Source organism: Sphingobacterium cellulitidis (genome assembly GCF_043187465.1).
In the GTDB taxonomy this organism is placed as follows: Bacteria; Bacteroidota; Bacteroidia; order Sphingobacteriales; family Sphingobacteriaceae; genus Sphingobacterium; species Sphingobacterium cellulitidis.
In genome coordinates this window covers 1,748,677-1,766,155 of sequence record NZ_CP171136.1, presented here as the reverse complement: position 1 = coordinate 1,766,155, position 17,479 = coordinate 1,748,677, and the positions used below count along the sequence as shown (strand labels likewise).

Annotated in this window: 13 protein-coding genes; 4 read left to right on the top strand and 9 right to left on the bottom strand. The window is 35.9% G+C overall.

Going from position 1 to position 17,479, the window contains the following annotated elements:
- Positions 1–178: 178 nt before the first annotated feature.
- A complete protein-coding gene (locus ACF3OC_RS07670) occupies positions 179–1,048 on the bottom strand; it encodes an AraC family transcriptional regulator (RefSeq protein ID WP_094257050.1) in 870 nt (289 codons plus the stop codon).
- A 360-nt stretch (positions 1,049–1,408) separates the two neighbouring features.
- Here ACF3OC_RS07670 and ACF3OC_RS07665 point away from each other — a divergent pair, with 360 nt between their 5' ends.
- Entirely contained in the window at positions 1,409–1,876 is a 468-nt protein-coding gene (locus ACF3OC_RS07665) for a response regulator (RefSeq protein WP_094257049.1), read from the top strand.
- Between the two features lie 8 nt (positions 1,877–1,884).
- On the opposite strand, the gene ACF3OC_RS07660 is transcribed toward ACF3OC_RS07665, so the two are convergent.
- Genes ACF3OC_RS07660 through ACF3OC_RS07645 form a run of 4 tightly spaced genes read right to left on the bottom strand, consistent with a single transcriptional unit; the run spans position 1,885 to position 7,112 of the window.
- Positions 1,885–2,973, bottom strand: a complete 1,089-nt coding sequence (locus ACF3OC_RS07660; RefSeq protein ID WP_094281478.1) for a hybrid sensor histidine kinase/response regulator — start codon at positions 2,971–2,973, stop codon at positions 1,885–1,887.
- A gap of 49 nt (positions 2,974–3,022) precedes the next feature.
- Positions 3,023–5,182 (bottom strand): 7TM diverse intracellular signaling domain-containing protein, encoded by a 2,160-nt coding sequence (locus ACF3OC_RS07655; protein WP_094281476.1) that lies wholly within the window; start codon positions 5,180–5,182, stop codon positions 3,023–3,025.
- 10 nt (positions 5,183–5,192) lie between these two features.
- Entirely contained in the window at positions 5,193–6,293 is a 1,101-nt protein-coding gene (locus ACF3OC_RS07650) for a ThiF family adenylyltransferase (RefSeq protein ID WP_094281474.1), read from the bottom strand.
- A gap of 6 nt (positions 6,294–6,299) precedes the next feature.
- A complete protein-coding gene (locus tag ACF3OC_RS07645; RefSeq protein WP_229678272.1) occupies positions 6,300–7,112 on the bottom strand; it encodes a hypothetical protein in 813 nt (270 codons plus the stop codon).
- Positions 7,113–7,862: 750 nt separating this feature from the next.
- Here ACF3OC_RS07645 and ACF3OC_RS07640 point away from each other — a divergent pair.
- The 3 genes from ACF3OC_RS07640 to ACF3OC_RS07630 all read left to right on the top strand — a co-directional run bounded on the left by ACF3OC_RS07640 (position 7,863) and on the right by ACF3OC_RS07630 (position 10,546).
- Positions 7,863–9,374, top strand: a complete 1,512-nt coding sequence (locus tag ACF3OC_RS07640) for a PAS domain-containing sensor histidine kinase (protein ID WP_094281472.1) — start codon at positions 7,863–7,865, stop codon at positions 9,372–9,374.
- A 2-nt stretch (positions 9,375–9,376) separates the two neighbouring features.
- A complete protein-coding gene (locus ACF3OC_RS07635) occupies positions 9,377–9,787 on the top strand; it encodes a response regulator (protein WP_094257044.1) in 411 nt (136 codons plus the stop codon).
- Between the two features lie 180 nt (positions 9,788–9,967).
- A complete protein-coding gene (locus ACF3OC_RS07630) occupies positions 9,968–10,546 on the top strand; it encodes a helix-turn-helix domain-containing protein (RefSeq protein ID WP_094281470.1) in 579 nt (192 codons plus the stop codon).
- Here ACF3OC_RS07630 and ACF3OC_RS07625 read toward each other — a convergent pair.
- From ACF3OC_RS07625 to ACF3OC_RS07610, 4 genes are read right to left on the bottom strand one after another with little or no spacing between them, the layout of a single operon-like run.
- Entirely contained in the window at positions 10,543–11,979 is a 1,437-nt protein-coding gene (locus ACF3OC_RS07625; protein WP_094281468.1) for a DUF2231 domain-containing protein, read from the bottom strand. The genes ACF3OC_RS07630 and ACF3OC_RS07625 overlap by 4 nt on opposite strands.
- Entirely contained in the window at positions 11,976–12,863 is an 888-nt protein-coding gene (locus ACF3OC_RS07620) for a sugar phosphate isomerase/epimerase (protein ID WP_094281466.1), read from the bottom strand. Before ACF3OC_RS07620 ends, ACF3OC_RS07625 begins: the two co-directional genes overlap by 4 nt.
- A gap of 7 nt (positions 12,864–12,870) precedes the next feature.
- Positions 12,871–14,370, bottom strand: a complete 1,500-nt coding sequence (locus tag ACF3OC_RS07615) for a DUF1501 domain-containing protein (RefSeq protein ID WP_094257040.1) — start codon at positions 14,368–14,370, stop codon at positions 12,871–12,873.
- 4 nt (positions 14,371–14,374) lie between these two features.
- Positions 14,375–17,131, bottom strand: coding sequence for a DUF1553 domain-containing protein (locus tag ACF3OC_RS07610; RefSeq protein WP_094281464.1), 2,757 nt, complete (start codon positions 17,129–17,131; stop codon positions 14,375–14,377).
- Positions 17,132–17,479 lie beyond the last annotated feature (348 nt).

Sequence of the window (17,479 nt, the reverse complement as noted above, 5' to 3'; positions counted from 1 at the left end):
TGTTTCAATCTAATTTTTACTCGTCCCAATGATATAGGTAAATCTCAAATTACCTATGGAGATTTATCTAGGTAGATATGATAAATTCTCTAAATGTAAAATTAGGGGGAATAGCAAGTAAGAACTATGAGGAATAGGACAATAGTTAGGACAAATCGTGCATGAATGTTAAAACAAGTTAATTCACTTTTTTTCGGTACTCTGTAGGCGATATTCCAACGATTTTCTTGAATAGTCTGGTAAAATAAGATGGGTCGTCAAACTCCAATTCATAGGCGATGGAAGCTACACTTTTATTAGTTTCAAGTAACATTAATTGGCTATGAATAATGGCCACTTCAAGAATTAGCTGTTTAGACGTCTTTTTAAATACGGATGATACGCATCGGTTCAAATAATTAACGGAAACCGCCAATTTATCGGAATAAAAATTCACTGACTTATGCTTATTATAATGTAAATGAACAAGTTGTTTAAAAGCGATGGCAACTTCTTGACGTCTCGCCAGGGATTTATTAGAATCTGAAATTTTAATAATCTTCAACATGACTGTCTTAAAGATACTTTCATAATACGCCTGATAAGGATTTTCAGTGTATATCTCCTTATATAATAAATCGAGTAAAATATTGAGTTCTTTATTATCAGTATTATGGAGATTTAACAAAGGAGAGATCATAAAAATATTCAGGATTTCCTGTTCCCGGAACAGGGAAGTCATTGCCTGTTCTTTTATTAAAATACAATAACCTTGTGCGGATTTATCAACTGAATCTATAGCAGAAATATTACCATAGTTGGAAATAAGTACGGCAGGTGCCTGTACCATAAAACTCGTGGATTCGATCTGATGTTTAAAATACCCTTTATTGATATATATTAAAAGGTTATACCCAAAGAAGATTGGTGGAATTGGGGTTTTTAGATAGGGAGCAATATCACGTAATGGAAAGATTTTGATTGGCGTATGGATATAGGTCAGGTGTTTCAAGCTACCTGCCATGAACTTCTCAACAAACTCATCTGCATTGATTTTATTTTTTTCCATCAGTTTATTGGATTATAATAAAACAAACATAATAAAATTGAATGAGTAAGAATTACTGCCTACCTGAAATGGGTAGTATTCTATCCGTAATTACGTTCTATGATTTTCAAAATATTATTTCTTGATCTAGAGCAAGTGATAATAGGATTTAGAGAATGATACTAAGCAAATATTATCCTAAAGATAATTTTTTCCTATTAGAGTATTTACAAAATCAACAGTTGTTACTGAAAACCAAATAATTAAAAATTTTATAGTGGTTTAAGCATAATATTCATTTTTTTCTCATTATATTCAATTCTGTTATTATTGACCATAAATAATTACTAATTTTGAAACAGTTTTTCAAGTAAGAAAGTAATGAGTACAGAAAATAAAATTAATGTGTTGTATTTAGATGATGAAGAGAACAATTTATTTTCTTTTAAGGCGGCCTTTAGGTTAAAATACAATGTGTTTACAGCTATAAAGGGTGCTGATGCCTTAGACATCATTCGCAACAATGATATTCAGATCATAATTACAGACCAGCGTATGCCAGAAATGACAGGGGTTGAGTTTTTGGAGAAGGTGATTAAAATTAAGCCGGATCCGATGCGTATTCTGTTAACTGGTTATACGGATATGGGTGCAGTAGTTGATGCGATTAATAAGGGTAAGATATTTCACTATCTAAACAAGCCATGGAGTGAAGAGGAATTAACCCAAACCATTTCTCGAGCTTATGAAATTTACTTAAACAAGAAGAATATCATCGATCAAAAATCGAAGTTGGAAATTTCTAATGAACAATTGGAGTTTTTACTTCGTCAAAGACTACTTTCATAAAATGGTAACTATTCCTTTGAAGGAATAGTTACTATAAATTTTGAACCTTCATCAGGTTTGGATTCTACTACGATTTCTCCTTTTAATTTTTGAATGGCAGTTTTTACATTGTATAAACCAAAGCCCATTCCCTCTGCTTGATCACTTGCTCTGAAAAACAAGCGGAATATATCATTAATGGATGATTCTGAAATCCCAATCCCATTATCAGAGACGGTTATTATGACCTGCCCATTTTCCGTATTTGCGGATAGTTTGACTTTCTTTTCAACAGTTTCATTTTTCTGATATTTAATAGCATTGGAAACCAGGTTATGTAATATCAATTCCAAAATTGATTTATCATTGATAAAGGTATTCTCTTGATTCACTTCATAGCTGATTTCAACACCCGAACTTTGGGTATATACTTTATAGAAATCCAAAATATCCTCGAAGATGACATTAAAATCAATTTTAGATAGATTAAGTTCGCCTCTTCTTAACAAATAATAATCCCTTAGGCTATTGATATAATCTTCAAGTTTCACCACTGAAGCCTTCATTAGATTCAATATTTCATGAACCTGCTCAACACTCTTGAAATCTAAGGCAATGCGGATTGCGCCAAGGACACCCGCTAAAGGATCTCTTAAATCATGACTTACGCTGTATGCAAATTTATCAAGTTCTTCATAAGCTTTTTGAAGCTCCATGTTTCGGATGTCCAATAAGGAATTGGTCACATAAAATTTATTAGCTTCTTCAATACAAGAAATAATTTCAGCTTCTTCCCAAGGTTTTTTAATAAACCTAAAAATGTGTCCACGATTAATGGAGTCAATCACCGTTTCCATATCAGCAAATGCTGTTATCAGAATCCGGATTGGTCTTGGGTACTCCTTTTTGATTCGGCTAAAAAAATCAATACCGTTTTCTCCAGGCATCTTTTGGTCACAAAAAATAACCCTGATATTCGGATGAGTCATCAAAATATTTTCAGCATCTGTGGTATTGCTTGCAATATGTATATTGTAATGGAATCGCAACGCTGCCTTAAACCCAACTAAATTATTGTACTCGTCATCAATGTACAATACCTCAAAATTCTTATCCATACTATTACCTTTTAGTGTGACCTAAAAACTCATTTAAAAATCTAATACCTTATTGTTTAACAGGTAACTCAATATCAAAATTAGTTCCTTCACCCTCAACAGAATTTAAACTAATCTTGCCATTATGCCTTTCAATTGTTTTATATGCAATTGACATCCCTAGGCCTGTACCTTCGCCAACATCTTTCGTCGTGAAAAACGGTTCAAAGATTCTCCCCACCACTTCTTTAGGAATTCCTGTACCGTTATCACTAATACTTATTATTACTTTCGACAAATCGTCGTTCAATTTTGTTTCTATTTTTATTTCTCCACCCGGATTTCCATTAAATTTTTTCTCAACTGCATAAATAGCATTCGAGAGGATATTCATAAAAACCTGATTTAATTTGCCAGCATAGCATTCCACCATAGGAATATTGTAATAATTCTTGACCACTTCAATCCGTTCCTTGGTCATAGAATTCAAAATTACCAGGGTAGAATCCATGCATTCATTCAAATCGGCACGCTTTAAAGTGTCCTCATCAATTCTTGAGAATATCCGTAAGCTTCGGACAATCTCTGCGGTCCGCTCTGCCCCTTCTTGAATACCTTTCAACAAGAAATCTATCTCAGATTTCAAGTAATCCAAATCATTATTATCCTTGATGCTTTTAATCATCGATTGCTTTTCAGCAGTATTCAGATTGTCATTCAAGGCTATCAATTCAATTTCGTCGATAATTTCCCAGAGGATTCCAACATCTCTACGCAATGGATTGACATTTGAAGTCACAAAATTAATCGGGTTATTAATTTCATGTGCAACACCTGCGGTCAGCTGTCCTAAGGAAGCCATTTTCTCTGACTCCACTAATTGAGCCTGAGCATCCTTTAAATTATCCAAGGTAAGACTTAAGGATTTATTGGACTCTTGTAATTCCTCTGTTCTTTCCAACACCTTTTTCTCCAAGATTACATTCTGCTCTCGAATAAGCTTTTCATTCTCTTGAGAAATCGCCAATTCACGAACCTGTAATTCCAGCATTTCTTTTCGATAAGTATTGATCTTATCTGCTAATGCAAATGATAAGAGAAGTGCCTCGATCACTGATCCAATTTGCACAGAGCGAGCTGTAAAAACATTGTTTGGTAAAACCCCGTAATCTTTTAAGACGAAAACTAGAACAGAGATCAAAAAGATACACCATGCAAAAAGGAAGAATTTAGTTTGGCTATATTTTCTTCTTGAAAGCTCAAAGGCAAAGATTAGTACTATAGCTGCACCACCTCCAGCAACCAAATTCACGATTCTATAGGCAGGCGTGATATAGCCTATTATTAGTAAAACAATTGCAAAAAAGTAACCTAACAAAAAGACATTCAACAATTTATTAAACCCCTTAGCTTCGACGGATGTATGTAAAAAGGATTTCACAAATATGATGGCTCCAATACCAGACATTGCCCCTGAGAAAGCCAATATACGGGCAGAAATCCATTCGCTATGAACATTGAAAATCCGCTCAAATAATCCTTGAACAGCCATCTGAGCAAAGAAAACCCAAAAAATATAGTTCACATAACTCAGGTAATGCTTCTCACCGGTTGCTACATATAAAAAGGCATTATAAAGCACTAGAGATAGCATCAATCCGATGTAAATTGCGGAGAGGATATCTTCTTGTTGTAGAAAGGAAAACAAACCAGATGGGGAATGAATAGTAAGCGGAACCATGACTTGAGTTTCACTTTGCAACATCAAATAACAAGTTGCCTTCTCACCTTTTTGAAGCCTTAACTCAAAGAGATAAAATTGATGCGGGATTTCACGTTCCGCATAGTCATTCCCAATAGAATAACTTACACTATCAATTTTTGAATTAATGATCGAGTAAAACTTTACGTTCCCAATATTTGGATGTGATAAATCGACAATAACATGTTCCTCATCGGTGTTATTGATTACTTCAAATTTTAACCAATGGGGATTCTTGACAATGCCAAGGTTTGGCACATCCGTTAGGCATTTTTTAAATAATTCAGGATGGGCTATAACATCTTGAAGGGAAACTTTATTTGAACCTTCTTCATACAGGGATAAATACTTGCCAATATTTTTTATATCCTTTCCATTGAAATGAACGATACTATCCACGGCAGCAGTGGCCTGAATACTGCAAAGATTCAAGAATACAATAACAGAAAGTAGGAAATATTTAAACATTATCCACGTGTTAATTAGTACTATTCGCACTTAGAATCTTTTCTAAATCCACGTAATACCTACCTGAATTTAGGGTTTGATTCAATAATAATTTCCTTGAAGCCCATGCGGAGATTCCACCACCTAAAATAACTTCTGAGGCCAATTGAGGCCATGATTTCAGCGATTTCCCAAGTTCCGGCAAAGAATCTTTCATCCTTTGGGACAAATCCTTCGCATTGACAATTTTCATGAGAATTCCCATTCGCGAATTAGGATCCAAGGCCTTAACTTCTTCCAGAGAAAGGTCCCCTACCAGTCCGTGAAAGATTTGTAAATTGGGATTTAAATCAAATCGCTCAATATCTAACATAGCTCTATCATTGGTTTCCATAATTACCGGAATTCCTAAAGAACGAGCACGAAGTCTACTATCGACCTTGACTTCAAAACTATCACAGACTTCAATCAATAGGTCTAACTTTTGATCGCCAAGTAAAAAGTCTTCGAAATTATCAGCATGTACTCCTTCAGGAAAGATTTCAATTTCCAGGTAAGGATCAATTTCAAAGATTTCCCTTGCCGCCAGAATAACTTTCGGGGTTCCAAGATGGAAAACACCGGCCCGCAATCTATTCAGATTACTCAGGTCCAGACTATCAAAATCTGCCAGTTTTAGTTTACCACAACCACGCTCCATAGCTATCGTCAAGGCCACAGATTGTCCAACCGACAGACCTAAAATACCAATGGTTTTAGTGGCAAGGAGATCTTGCTCCTCTTGAGAAATTTTTAACTTATTGCGGTTTGTTCTTACCTCGATAAAATCTTGACGATTCAAAATGTGTACTAAAGTTTTCCTCCACGGGTAAAACACCCATGCTCCCAATTCTTCCAAAGGTTGATTTTTACTGAATAAACGAAGAAATGCCTGAAATTGTTCTTCATTTTTTTCAGAAGTAGGATTTCGACAAACGAAGAGGTCGCGAACCTGACGTTCAAATTCATCCTGAATAAAAACGATCTCATTGGCATCAATAAGATCTTGAATTTCTTTGGCGTCCCCAGGTTTCGATTTATCAAAAAATATGGGTTTGAAAATATTTTTGGAGTCGGCTATTAGAGCTTTCATAATTAATTATAAAATATTTACTTCGTCAGGATTTAAACCTTGGTCTAAGGACCTAGGGCCATCAGCCATATGGATAATTTCCTGTAAGTTCCAATCCTTTAAATCATTCAGACTAAGGTCGTAATGGATTTCGATTTCTTTGTTTCGGAGGACTTCGATTCGAGGTCCTACGGCTAATTCCCTTAAGGAAAGAATGGCATTTCGGTCTTCCTCCGACGCGGTGGGTACATTCACAACATCATCCAAAACCATCGTAGTCGCCAAAAGGTCTAATTTAGGATAATAGAATGTTCCATTATTGCCAACCCCAAATTCTTGTCGATACCCGACAGCTTTCGTTAAATTAATGGTATATGGAGCACAGAGTGCAAAGAGTGTTTTTAAACCAATTCTTGGTGCAATGGCGATTGCTGCTCGAGTTAGAAATATACTTCCAATCCCATAGCCCGCAATTTCTCGGGAATTCCAAAGTCCACAGCCTTCGCCCGTTCCTTCTTGGGCATAAGACCATACTAAATCAAAAATTTTGGGGTCCATTTTTCCGGTGGCTTCCTCAATAGGGAGTGCTTGGGTTCCTCCGGCTACGTGAATTCGAGCCCCACCATAAACATTTTCTCCATCCAACGATTCAACAATCAACACAAAAGATGCAGGATTGAACATCCATTCATCCTTTGAAGAGGTAACTTTCTTGACGCCAATTGAGGTCAAAACGTGTTCATGACCTTTGATAAATCGTAAACAAGTTTCAGGGTCATCTATTGCTCTAAATGCCCTTAACCTTACAACAGGTCTACCATTTTTTAAAATTAATGTCACTTTTCCTTCGGCTATTTTTAATAAATAATATAAAATTTATTTTAAAGCTAATATTGCCAGCATCACACTAACATCCTTGTCGTCATATCAGTTAATTTATTGACACAATCAGCTTATAAAAACCAACACTGTTAATTGAAAAATTACCTTAATTCTATAGTTCTCGTTCGAACAATAAATGTTCTATGACAAATCTGGTTTGGTTCTTCATACATTTTTCAATGAATAGGATGCTTTTTCTGTCGATTCCAATGTCGCCTCCAATTAAGAGATGAAAATATCATTTACAATGACATCGGTTAATATTATTAAATGAATTAAAATTTCTTAAACTCATAAAATAAAATAACCCCTCATTTTCCTCGCATTTATTCATTCACAAATGCATAAATTCAATCTTACACTGGTAGTACGTATAAAAATTTTGCAGTTAATTTTCAACAAAACCCTTACAAAAGAACGCATTACCACGATTTAGATTTAATAATTGTGTTTATTAATAGTAAGTGTCATCATGATTATATACTCAGGTTAACAGGCACAAGTTAGCACTTTTTTTAATCTTATTTAATAAAATTTAAACGATAATGTATCGATATTAGGGATTTTTCATGGAGTCAGGAACAAAAATTTCTTTATCTTTACTATAATTCTGGTATAGGTTTTCTAAAAACCTCACAAGGAACACTAAAATATCTCACACTAATTATCACATCTACCAGAATAAAACTGGACAATTGCTTAATTGAAATGAAAATTCAAAACGCAGAAGACGAAATAAACGCGCTGAAAAGAAGACTGAAAGATTATGACCAACTCATTTCGTCCATCGATGATATCATCTTTGAAATCGATCAAGATGGTAGGATTTTGAATTGTTGGACCTCTACACCGGAGGAATTATTTTTTGAAAAGGAGAACTTCATCAATAAGACCATTGAAGAATTGTTTCCTGAAGAATTTTATAGAAGCATTTTTTATATCCTAAACAAGTCCTTTAGCAAACGCAAAGGTTATTCCCTAAAATACAGGTCACCATTTAAGATTGAATCTGAACAATGGTATAAATTAAAAACAAGAATAATCGATGATGTATCCGACCGACTTTTAATTATTATCACCAATATTACCCGCGACCAAAGGCTTTTTTCAAATATTCAAATCAAGGAAGAAAAGTTCAACAGAGCGTTCAAGAACTCTTCCATTGGGATGCTCCTCTTGAGCAGTAAATTGAAAGTGATTGAATATAATCAAGAATTACAGGATATGTTGGGCTATCCGGAAGCCGAAGAAATGTTAGAGAAAAAGCTAACCTCCTTCATCGACCCCGATCATTTAGAATATGTAAAAACGGCGATGGAAGAAGTAAAAGACGGGATTAAAGAAAAAACTATTATTGAGGCAAGCTGCATTGGAAAGGATGATCGTCCGATTTGTTGCCTAATCAATATTTCTTCCATTCGGGATGTTTCAGGAAAACTTATTTACTTTCTCTGTCAAATTCAGGATCTTTCCTTATTCAAAAACAATGAGATTAAGCTTAATCAGCAAAATATTTTGTTGGAAAAAAGGAATTATGAATTAAAAGTAAAAGTAAACCAATTAGAAGCCTATAATCAGATTCTTACCCATAATTTGCGGACACCAATCAGTAATATTGAAATGATTATTGGCCAATTGATTGAAGAAACTGATCCTAGAGAGAAAGAGATATTAATTAAATACCTAAAACAAAGCAATACTAAATTCCTGAATTTATTTGATCGACTTATTGAGAGCTTAGAAATTCAGAATTCCAATGATTCACTTTTTCAGATTTCTAATATGGAGGAAATCTGCCAGCACCTCCTACTCCATTTTCAATCTAAGATTGAGAGTAAAAAATTGGTGATAGCATGTGATTTTGAAGTCAAGGAAATTGCTTTTCCAGCAATCTATTTCTACAACATCATTCTTTATCTTATCTCAGAAAGTTTAAAGGGGGGCCAGTCCAATAAAGAAATTGCCATAAAAATAGCTACTAAAATTGTAAATAATAATATTCAATTAATTGTTAAAAACAACTGTGAATCAATACGTTGTTTTGGGATTGAAAGAGAGTTAGAATCGAATGATTTGGAGGTAGATGAAAATACATTGTTAGATTTACATATGGCAAAACAACAAATCCAGAATTTTGGTGGTAACATCCTAATTTCCAGAGATGTTGAATACGGTAATGAAATCATTATCAATTTACCAAATACGATCAAAGCCGAATAATTATGAATGATACCATAAAGGTTGCATTAGTAGATGATGATTCCATTTTTTGCTACCTCTTCAAAAAATACATGGAGAATTACCCTCATAAAAAAATTGAGTTAAAGATTTTCTCTGATGGAATAATTGCGGCTGAATATTTTAGAAATAATGCGAATAATGCAAGTAGTTATCCGCAATTCCTGTTTATTGATATTAACATGCCATTGATGAATGGTTGGGAATTAATGAAAACCATCCGTGAAGAAAAGCTATTTCCGGAGAAAACTGTTCGAATTTATATCATAAGTTCATCGATTTGCATTACAGATCGACAAAATAGAAAAGACGAGTATCAATATATTGAATACCTGACTAAACCAATAAACTCCAAAACCTTATTTGATGTCCTAAATACATACAAAAACGATTAACAGCTAGGATAATACGATTTATATCAAAACAATTATTACTTAATATTATTAATTCATTGCAGCTAGCAATTGTTAACAATATATTATCATTTAATTTATTTCACTAAAAACATAGCAATTACGATCTAATTTTCTTTAATAAGATTAACTTTGTTGCGTTCTTATTAATAAATTAAGGCTATGCAGGATCGCACTATTTTCAAAATAAGTAGTAAAATAAAAGAAATCAGGAAGCAGAAAGGTATTACTATCCAAGCGTTGGCTAATCAAGCTGGGGTGAGTAAAGGATTAATCTCTCAAATAGAAAATAACAGAACCGTTCCTTCGCTATTGGTTTTAATCAACATCATTAATTCGCTTCAAATTGATCTTGATGAATTTTTTGAAGATTTTAAAGGTGCAAGAGAGCAAGGAATAGTACTTGTCATTAAGAAAGATGAGTATAGCCATTTTGAAAACGAACAACATAGTATTGGTTTCGACTACCAACGAATATTAAATAGCAATATTGAAAGCCACAATGTTGATATAGTATTATTACAAATAGCTCCTATGGTAGAGAATACAGCTATTAAATCCGATGCTTTCGTTTTTCAATATGCCATCCAAGGGCAGATTGAGTACATATTTGCGGATCGTACGATTCAACTGGAAGAAGGAGACTCCTTAATCTTTAACAGTAGATCAGCGTATGCAACAAAAAACGTCAGTTCCGAAAAATGCCTTTTGCTAATGGTGAATTTTATAAAAAACAATTAATACTTAATGGTATCAGATTCTAAGAATGGTAAATTATAGTTTCCGGTATCGATTTTTGATTTTCCATTAGTTTTTTTCGCCTCTGGATTAAACTTAACATCAGTTTGAAAAGCATAAATATTACTCAGTGATTTGATTGAATTCAACTGTGTAATTCCTTGTTCTGAAACTTTTGTGCCCACTAGATTGATATAGTTTAATTGAGGTGCAGTTTTTAGCAAAGCAAGACCTTGGTCACTAATTCCAGTATATTCCAGATGTAAGCGCATCAAGTTAGGCATTTCCGCTATTTGCTTTAAACTCTGATCCGTGATCTTAGTATGTCCTAATTTTAGTTGAACAATATTTTCTTTGATTTGCATCAATTCCTCCAATTCTTTATCTGTTAATTCAGGATAATTGATGGCATTGACAACAACATAATTATTTCCCGCTGAGACTGGTAAGATTTTTATCCCTTTTGCCTGCCAATCATTGATTTTGTTTTCTGGTAAGGACGGAGCTTCTGGTAAACTGGCGTATAATACTTCACTTTCCTCACTTTCTGCAGGACTTTCAAGTTTTTTTAGGATGGCGGCAATCTCCGGGTTTTGCTGAATCTCACTTACTTTATGCTCGAAAGAAAGTCCTGAGTCGATCCACCAAGCAATCAATTTGATTTGGTCCTGGGTAATTGGCTTCCTTCCCTTAGGCGGCATTCTATCTTCATGGCCTTCCGGCAGGATTAATCTAGCATATAATTCACTTTTATCTTTGTTCCCTTTAATTAACAATTCTCCCGAGTCTCCACCCTTGATGAGATTCTCCTTATTGTTCAAGGCAAAGCCTCCCTCCTGCTTTTTCTCCCCATGACAGCTCTGACACCTGGCTTGAAAAATAGGTTGGATCACTTCATTGTACACATGAGCATTTTGTACATTTTCCAAAGGCAAAATTTCATTCTCTTCAGGTTCAACACCCATAAAGTCCTTGATTGCGGTTGGCAAAGCATCTTTGATATAACCTTTTCCATGGGTTAATGTTCCGCCGAAATGACCCGTAAAACCTAATAGGAGAACGATAATTCCAAGAAACAAGAATCGTTGAGACCGTAGTTTTGCAAGTTTATCTGTTTTGGAAACTTCATTTTTATAGAGTACATAAGTAAAACTACTAACGATTGCTACGGCAATTCCCAGTTTCTCATGAAATTCCAATACATCTTCATCATAACCGCCATCATTCGATAGGAGAAATCCTGTCACTGCAGCAACTATTGCTGCAACCGCACCCACCAATAATGAAAAACGAATTGCTGGGTTGAATTCCTCACTCTTTTGAAATTTTCCAATAAGGGCCATTATAAATGCCAGTACCAGCATTCCAATCGGCAAGTGAACTAATATAGGATGAAATCTCCCGATAAATGAACCTAACTCTTCAAAAAAAATCATAACGATTGGTATCTATTTTTCAGGAGGTCTAACATATATTTATTAATTGTCCATTGATCAGCCACAGGCTGTTGAGTATATGGTAAGGTTGGCAGGTATCCAGCTGGTCCAAATTCCATGCACATAGTTAATGTCTTTTTTCCTTGTTTTTTATGCAGTTCAACAATTTTATCCCACCAAGCGAGGTGCTGGTCAAGAGCAGCTTTCCATTCGGGAGCTGCAGGATCATTTACTTGAGGGCCTTCAGGATGTCCCACTCGTGTATGGACATGTCCTGTTCGCGATAAGGCCAAATCAACGGCTTCCTTCTGATCTGATAGTAAGGATTCATGAACTACACACCAATGCGAGATATCCAGAGCTAGCGTTAATTCAGGGATTTTACTTAGATATTCTTTAGTAATATTCGCTGCGAAACTAAATCTTCCGCGATGAGTTTCATGGTAAACCGGAATACCGGACAGCTTACTAATCTCAAAACCTAATTGAATTAATTTTTTATTCTGTTCAAAACTGTAATAGTCTTTTCCCGTGTGGCAATTAATATAATCAGGTTTTATTTGAATGGCTTCATTGAGGCTATTACGAAAAGATTCATAGTAAGACTCAAAATCCTTACCTCCACCACCTGCTAAAATCCCAAGGCTAAGATTATTATTTTTCAAAGCGGTTAACATTTCCTTTCTTTCAGCTTCGGAGCCTGACAACCAGGTTTCAACACCATCATATCCAGCAGCCTTTACTTTTTTGGAAAAGACCTCCCAAGAATCAGTCATTCCCCAATTAGTACAATAATATTTTATGTCCAACTTGGAATTGGATTGTCCCAACAGGACATTCCAATGGCATGCCAATACGATAAATAAGCAGTAAATTAATCTCATTTTATGATTAAATAATATCCTTGATTACAACACCTTCTACATCGGTCAACCGGAAAGGTCTTCCTTGAAATTCATAGGTAAACTTTTCATGATCAAACCCCAATAAATGGAGCATGGTGGCATGTACATCATGTACTGAAGATCGACCACTAACACCAGTAAAACCAATTTCATCCGTTTCACCATAGCTGATTCCATTTCGGATTCCTCCACCAGCCATCCAAATGGTGTATGCATCGGTATGGTGGTCTCTGCCTAAAAATGGCATATCATTATTATCCCGATTTTCCTGCATTGGCGTTCTTCCAAATTCCCCACCCCATACGACTAGGGTTTCTTCCAAGAGTCCGCGTTGTTTCAAGTCCATGATCAAAGCGGTCATTGGACGATCAATTTCACGACATTTATTTCGAAAACCTAAGTCAATTGAATCTGCAGGATTTGTACCATGACTATCCCAGCCCCAATCAAATAATTGCACAAAACGAACTCCTTTTTCCACCAGTTTTCTGGCTAAAAGGCAATTGTTGGCAAAGGATTCCTTTCCTGGTTCTGTCCCATATAATTCATGGATATATTCAGGTTCATTATTGATATCCATCACTTCAGGAACCGCAACCTGCATTTTATAAGCCATTTCATATTGGGCAATTCTGGATAAGGTTTCAGGATCTTTAAAGGTCTCAAACTCTTCTTTATTAACGGTATTGATAGCGTCGATAGCATTGCGTTTTAAATCGCGGTCCATTCCTTCGGGATCTGCAATATATAAAACAGGATCACCCTTAGATCGACATTGAACTCCCTGATAAACAGAAGGCAAGAACCCACTTCCCCAAACACTTTTTCCGGCATCCGGCGTTTTACCGCCTGAAGTCAGCACCACAAAGCCCGGGAGATTGCTATTTTCAGAACCCAATCCGTAAGTTACCCAAGAACCGATGCTTGGTCTTCCCAATCGGGCACTCCCCGTATGCATAAATAATTGTGCAGGTCCATGGTTAAACTGATCGGTATGTACTGCCTTCAAGAAACTAACTTCATCAACCACCTTGCTAAAATGAGGTAAATGGTCAGAAACCCAGGCACCACTTTGGCCATATTGCTTAAAAGTAGCCTGAGGACCTAACATTTTAGGAACTCCCCGAATAAAGGCGAAGGTTTTTCCTGCTAATAAAGACTCCGGACATGGCTGATCATGCAATTTCTGTAAGGCTGGTTTATAATCGAATAATTCTAGCTGCGATGGTGCTCCAGCCATGTGTAAATAAATAACATTCTTGGCTTTTCCAGCAAAATGTGGCGCTCGCGGACTCAATGGGTTCAATGAATTCAAATCAACCTCATCAGCCTTGCCAGAGGAAAGAGGACCTATACAATTTGCCATCATGCTACCTAAAGCAATACTACCAATTCCAGCGACACATTTCTTTAGAAAATGTCTCCTAGTTTCTGCCTGTAATTGTTTATGGTATGCTTCTTTTACCAACCTATCAAAATCTTTCATCCTCTTATGATTTGGTTAAAAATTCATCTAAATTCAATAATGCATTTGCTACCAATGTAAAAGCAGCATCTGTTAATAATTCATTACGATTTGCAGCCTTATGGTTCTCCCCCATAAATTTTTCTGCTTCACCCGGTCTCTTTTCAAAATTCTCCAAGGCCTGCGCATAGAGCTTTTCAAGAGCAATTAATTTATCCTCAGAAAGTTTTCTAAACATGGTATGCTGGTAACCAGCGGCAATACTATTTTTCAGATCACCCTTGCCTTCCTTTTTCATTATTGATGCAAGACTTTTTGCTGCTTCAATATAAACTGGATCATTCAAGGTCGTCAAGGCTTGTAAAGGAGTATTGGTTCGGATTCTATCCACCAAACAAACCTCCCTACTGGAAGCATCAAAAGAAATAAAGGAAGGATAAGGACTAGTACGTTTCAAGAAGGTATAGATTCCTCTTCTGAATTGGTCCTCGCCTTCGCTCTTTTTCCATGCTTCCCCGCTGTAAACCGTCATCCATACCCCATCAGGTTGATAAGGCATCACACTCGGTCCGAACATTTTATTGCTCAATAAACCACTCACCGTCAATGCCTGGTCACGAATTTGTTCGGCTGATAATCTAAATCTCGGCCCCCTGGCTAAATAGTAATTTTCAGGATCTTTCTGAGCGTCTTTGGATTTCAGACTAGAAGATTGTTTATACGTGGATGAAAGTACCATATCCTTAATCAAGGATTTGATACTCCAATTCTTTTCATGCATCAGGTCCAAAGCCAAATAATCCAATAATTCACGATGGATTGGCGGAATACTTTGGGTTCCCATATCGCCTAATGGTTCAACGAGTCCTCTTCCAAAAATTTGAGCCCATACCCTATTCACTACTGTTCTAGCCGTAAGCGGATTGTCCTTAGCTACCAACCATTGCGCAAAACCTAGACGATTATTAGGAGCATTCTTTGGAAACGGATTCAAGGTTTCCGGAACTTTTGGTTCCACGACATCCCCTAGAGCCAATCGGTTTCCTCTTTCGAAAACATGCGTTGTACGCCTCATCTCTTTGGGATTCTCAATCATGATCGGTACTGATGAAGGATTCGTATTTACCAATTGAAGGATACTTTTTTGAATGTGCTCTGAATTAGGCGCATCCGTATTTGGAAATGGTTCCCGGAATGCAAACCATTCAATCATACAAACAGGCTGATCTTTACCTAAGTTAGGATTCTTAAAAACCAAGTATAAATCATGTCTTCCTGCAACTTCAGCAATTGGAGCTTGAATAACCTGTCTACCATTAGTATTAGGAAGATCGATTTCAGCGATGATTCCACCACCAATAGTATCTTTATGGATTTCCAGTTTACCACCCGTATTACCGGTCCAGTAATTCAAGTAAATCAACTTTTTCCCATCCAGCTGAATATCTCGTAATCTTGCATTACCACCATTTCTAACCCCTAACCATTTGGTATCATACAAAGCTGCATTGACCAATCGATCTGAATAATGAGCATGGATTTTGGGTTCCAAGCTTTTCAAGAATAAATCGGTGGAATACAATAGTTTTTCATTTCCGTATTTACTAAGCCAGGTTTTAATACTGTCCACACGTAATTGGTCGGCTTCACCATAGAATCTTAACCTTGGGTGATCACCTTCTGTATCTTCGTCGCGCGTATTATTAAAAAAGGCGACAGATTTATAATATTCCTCAAACTTAAATGGGTCATAGGTATGACTATGGCATTGAACGCATTCAAATGTGGTACTTAGCCATACTTGGTAAGTTGTGTTGACACGGTCCAAGACAGCGGCAACACGGAATTCCTCACTATCGGTACCACCTTCATCATTATTCATGGTATTTCTATGAAAGGCTGTAGCAATTAATTGATCTTTGCTAGGTTCAGGCAATAAATCACCGGCCAATTGCTCAATGGTGAACTGATCATAGGGCATATCCTTGTTAAAAGCCTTGATTACCCAATCTCTATATTCCCAGATTTGCCTAGACACATCCTTTTCGTAACCTTTGGTATCGGCATATCTCGCCATATCCAGCCACCATGAAGCCCATTTTTCACCATATTGTTCAGAAGCCAACAAGCTATCGATACGTTTTTCATAGGCATCCTCACTTTTATCATTAATAAATGAATTTACTTCAGCAAGACTTGGAGGAACTCCAGTCAGGTCTAGGTACAGCCTTCTCAGCAAGGTTTCTTTATCAGCCTCTTCGGCAAATGAAAGGCCTTTTTCATCTAATTTATCTTGAATAAAGTAATCGATATTATTTGAGATTCCATCTGGTTTAAAGCCAAACAAGGAAGCAAAAGAGAATGACTTAGGTACTTCCACCGTCTCAGGTAATTCATAAGCCCAGTGTTTACCCCATTTAGCCCCTTGGTCGATCCATTTTCGCAGAATATCAATTTCTTCATCATCCAATTTTGCGGCATTATAAGGCATCCTTAATTCAGGATCATCCTCCAACAAACGCTTAATTAAATTACTATGTTCAGCATCGCCACGGATAATAGCAGGTTCACCAGATTTGGCATTCGCAAATGCTTCTTCTTCAAACAAAAAACTCAAGTCCCCATTCTTCTTCACCCCCCCATGACATGAAATACAATGTTTGTTTAAGATTGGTTTGACATCATTACTAAAATCCACTTCCTCACGATTATGTACAGTAAAAAAACCAACCGTTACAATCAGCACAGCCAAAGCAGAAATAACTAATAATTTCCTTTTCATTTCGGGTTTATATTACTTCTTGATTATTAGGTTTATCATTCAGACAATCATGCATCTTGTCCTTCACTGTAAAAATAAATTAGAATTAATAGACAAGCTAAAACTAGATTGACCAATATTAACACTTTATTACCCTAACCCATGAAAATCAACAATGGATTCAGGTTGTTATACAATAATTTACTTTGAATCAGATTTATAATGATTTAAATTACTAAAAATTTAGTCTAGAATATGTATAAATTTTGAGACCAAAAAAATAGTCCCAAGAATTAAGATTATTGGATAAGGTGCTTTTGTATTTCAAAACTGAAGTTAATTTTTGCCAGATTTCTGAATTGAGATTAA

Coding starts and splice junctions, on each gene's coding strand:
- ACF3OC_RS07670 (WP_094257050.1), bottom strand. CDS start 1,048: ATGGAAAAAAATAAAATCAATGCAGATGAGTTTGTTGAGAAGTTCATG.
- ACF3OC_RS07665 (WP_094257049.1), top strand. CDS start 1,409: ATGAGTACAGAAAATAAAATTAATGTGTTGTATTTAGATGATGAAGAG.
- ACF3OC_RS07660 (WP_094281478.1), bottom strand. CDS start 2,973: ATGGATAAGAATTTTGAGGTATTGTACATTGATGACGAGTACAATAAT.
- ACF3OC_RS07655 (WP_094281476.1), bottom strand. CDS start 5,182: ATGTTTAAATATTTCCTACTTTCTGTTATTGTATTCTTGAATCTTTGC.
- ACF3OC_RS07650 (WP_094281474.1), bottom strand. CDS start 6,293: ATGAAAGCTCTAATAGCCGACTCCAAAAATATTTTCAAACCCATATTT.
- ACF3OC_RS07640 (WP_094281472.1), top strand. CDS start 7,863: ATGAAAATTCAAAACGCAGAAGACGAAATAAACGCGCTGAAAAGAAGA.
- ACF3OC_RS07635 (WP_094257044.1), top strand. CDS start 9,377: ATGAATGATACCATAAAGGTTGCATTAGTAGATGATGATTCCATTTTT.
- ACF3OC_RS07630 (WP_094281470.1), top strand. CDS start 9,968: ATGCAGGATCGCACTATTTTCAAAATAAGTAGTAAAATAAAAGAAATC.
- ACF3OC_RS07625 (WP_094281468.1), bottom strand. CDS start 11,979: ATGATTTTTTTTGAAGAGTTAGGTTCATTTATCGGGAGATTTCATCCT.
- ACF3OC_RS07620 (WP_094281466.1), bottom strand. CDS start 12,863: ATGAGATTAATTTACTGCTTATTTATCGTATTGGCATGCCATTGGAAT.
- ACF3OC_RS07615 (WP_094257040.1), bottom strand. CDS start 14,370: ATGAAAGATTTTGATAGGTTGGTAAAAGAAGCATACCATAAACAATTA.
- ACF3OC_RS07610 (WP_094281464.1), bottom strand. CDS start 17,131: ATGAAAAGGAAATTATTAGTTATTTCTGCTTTGGCTGTGCTGATTGTA.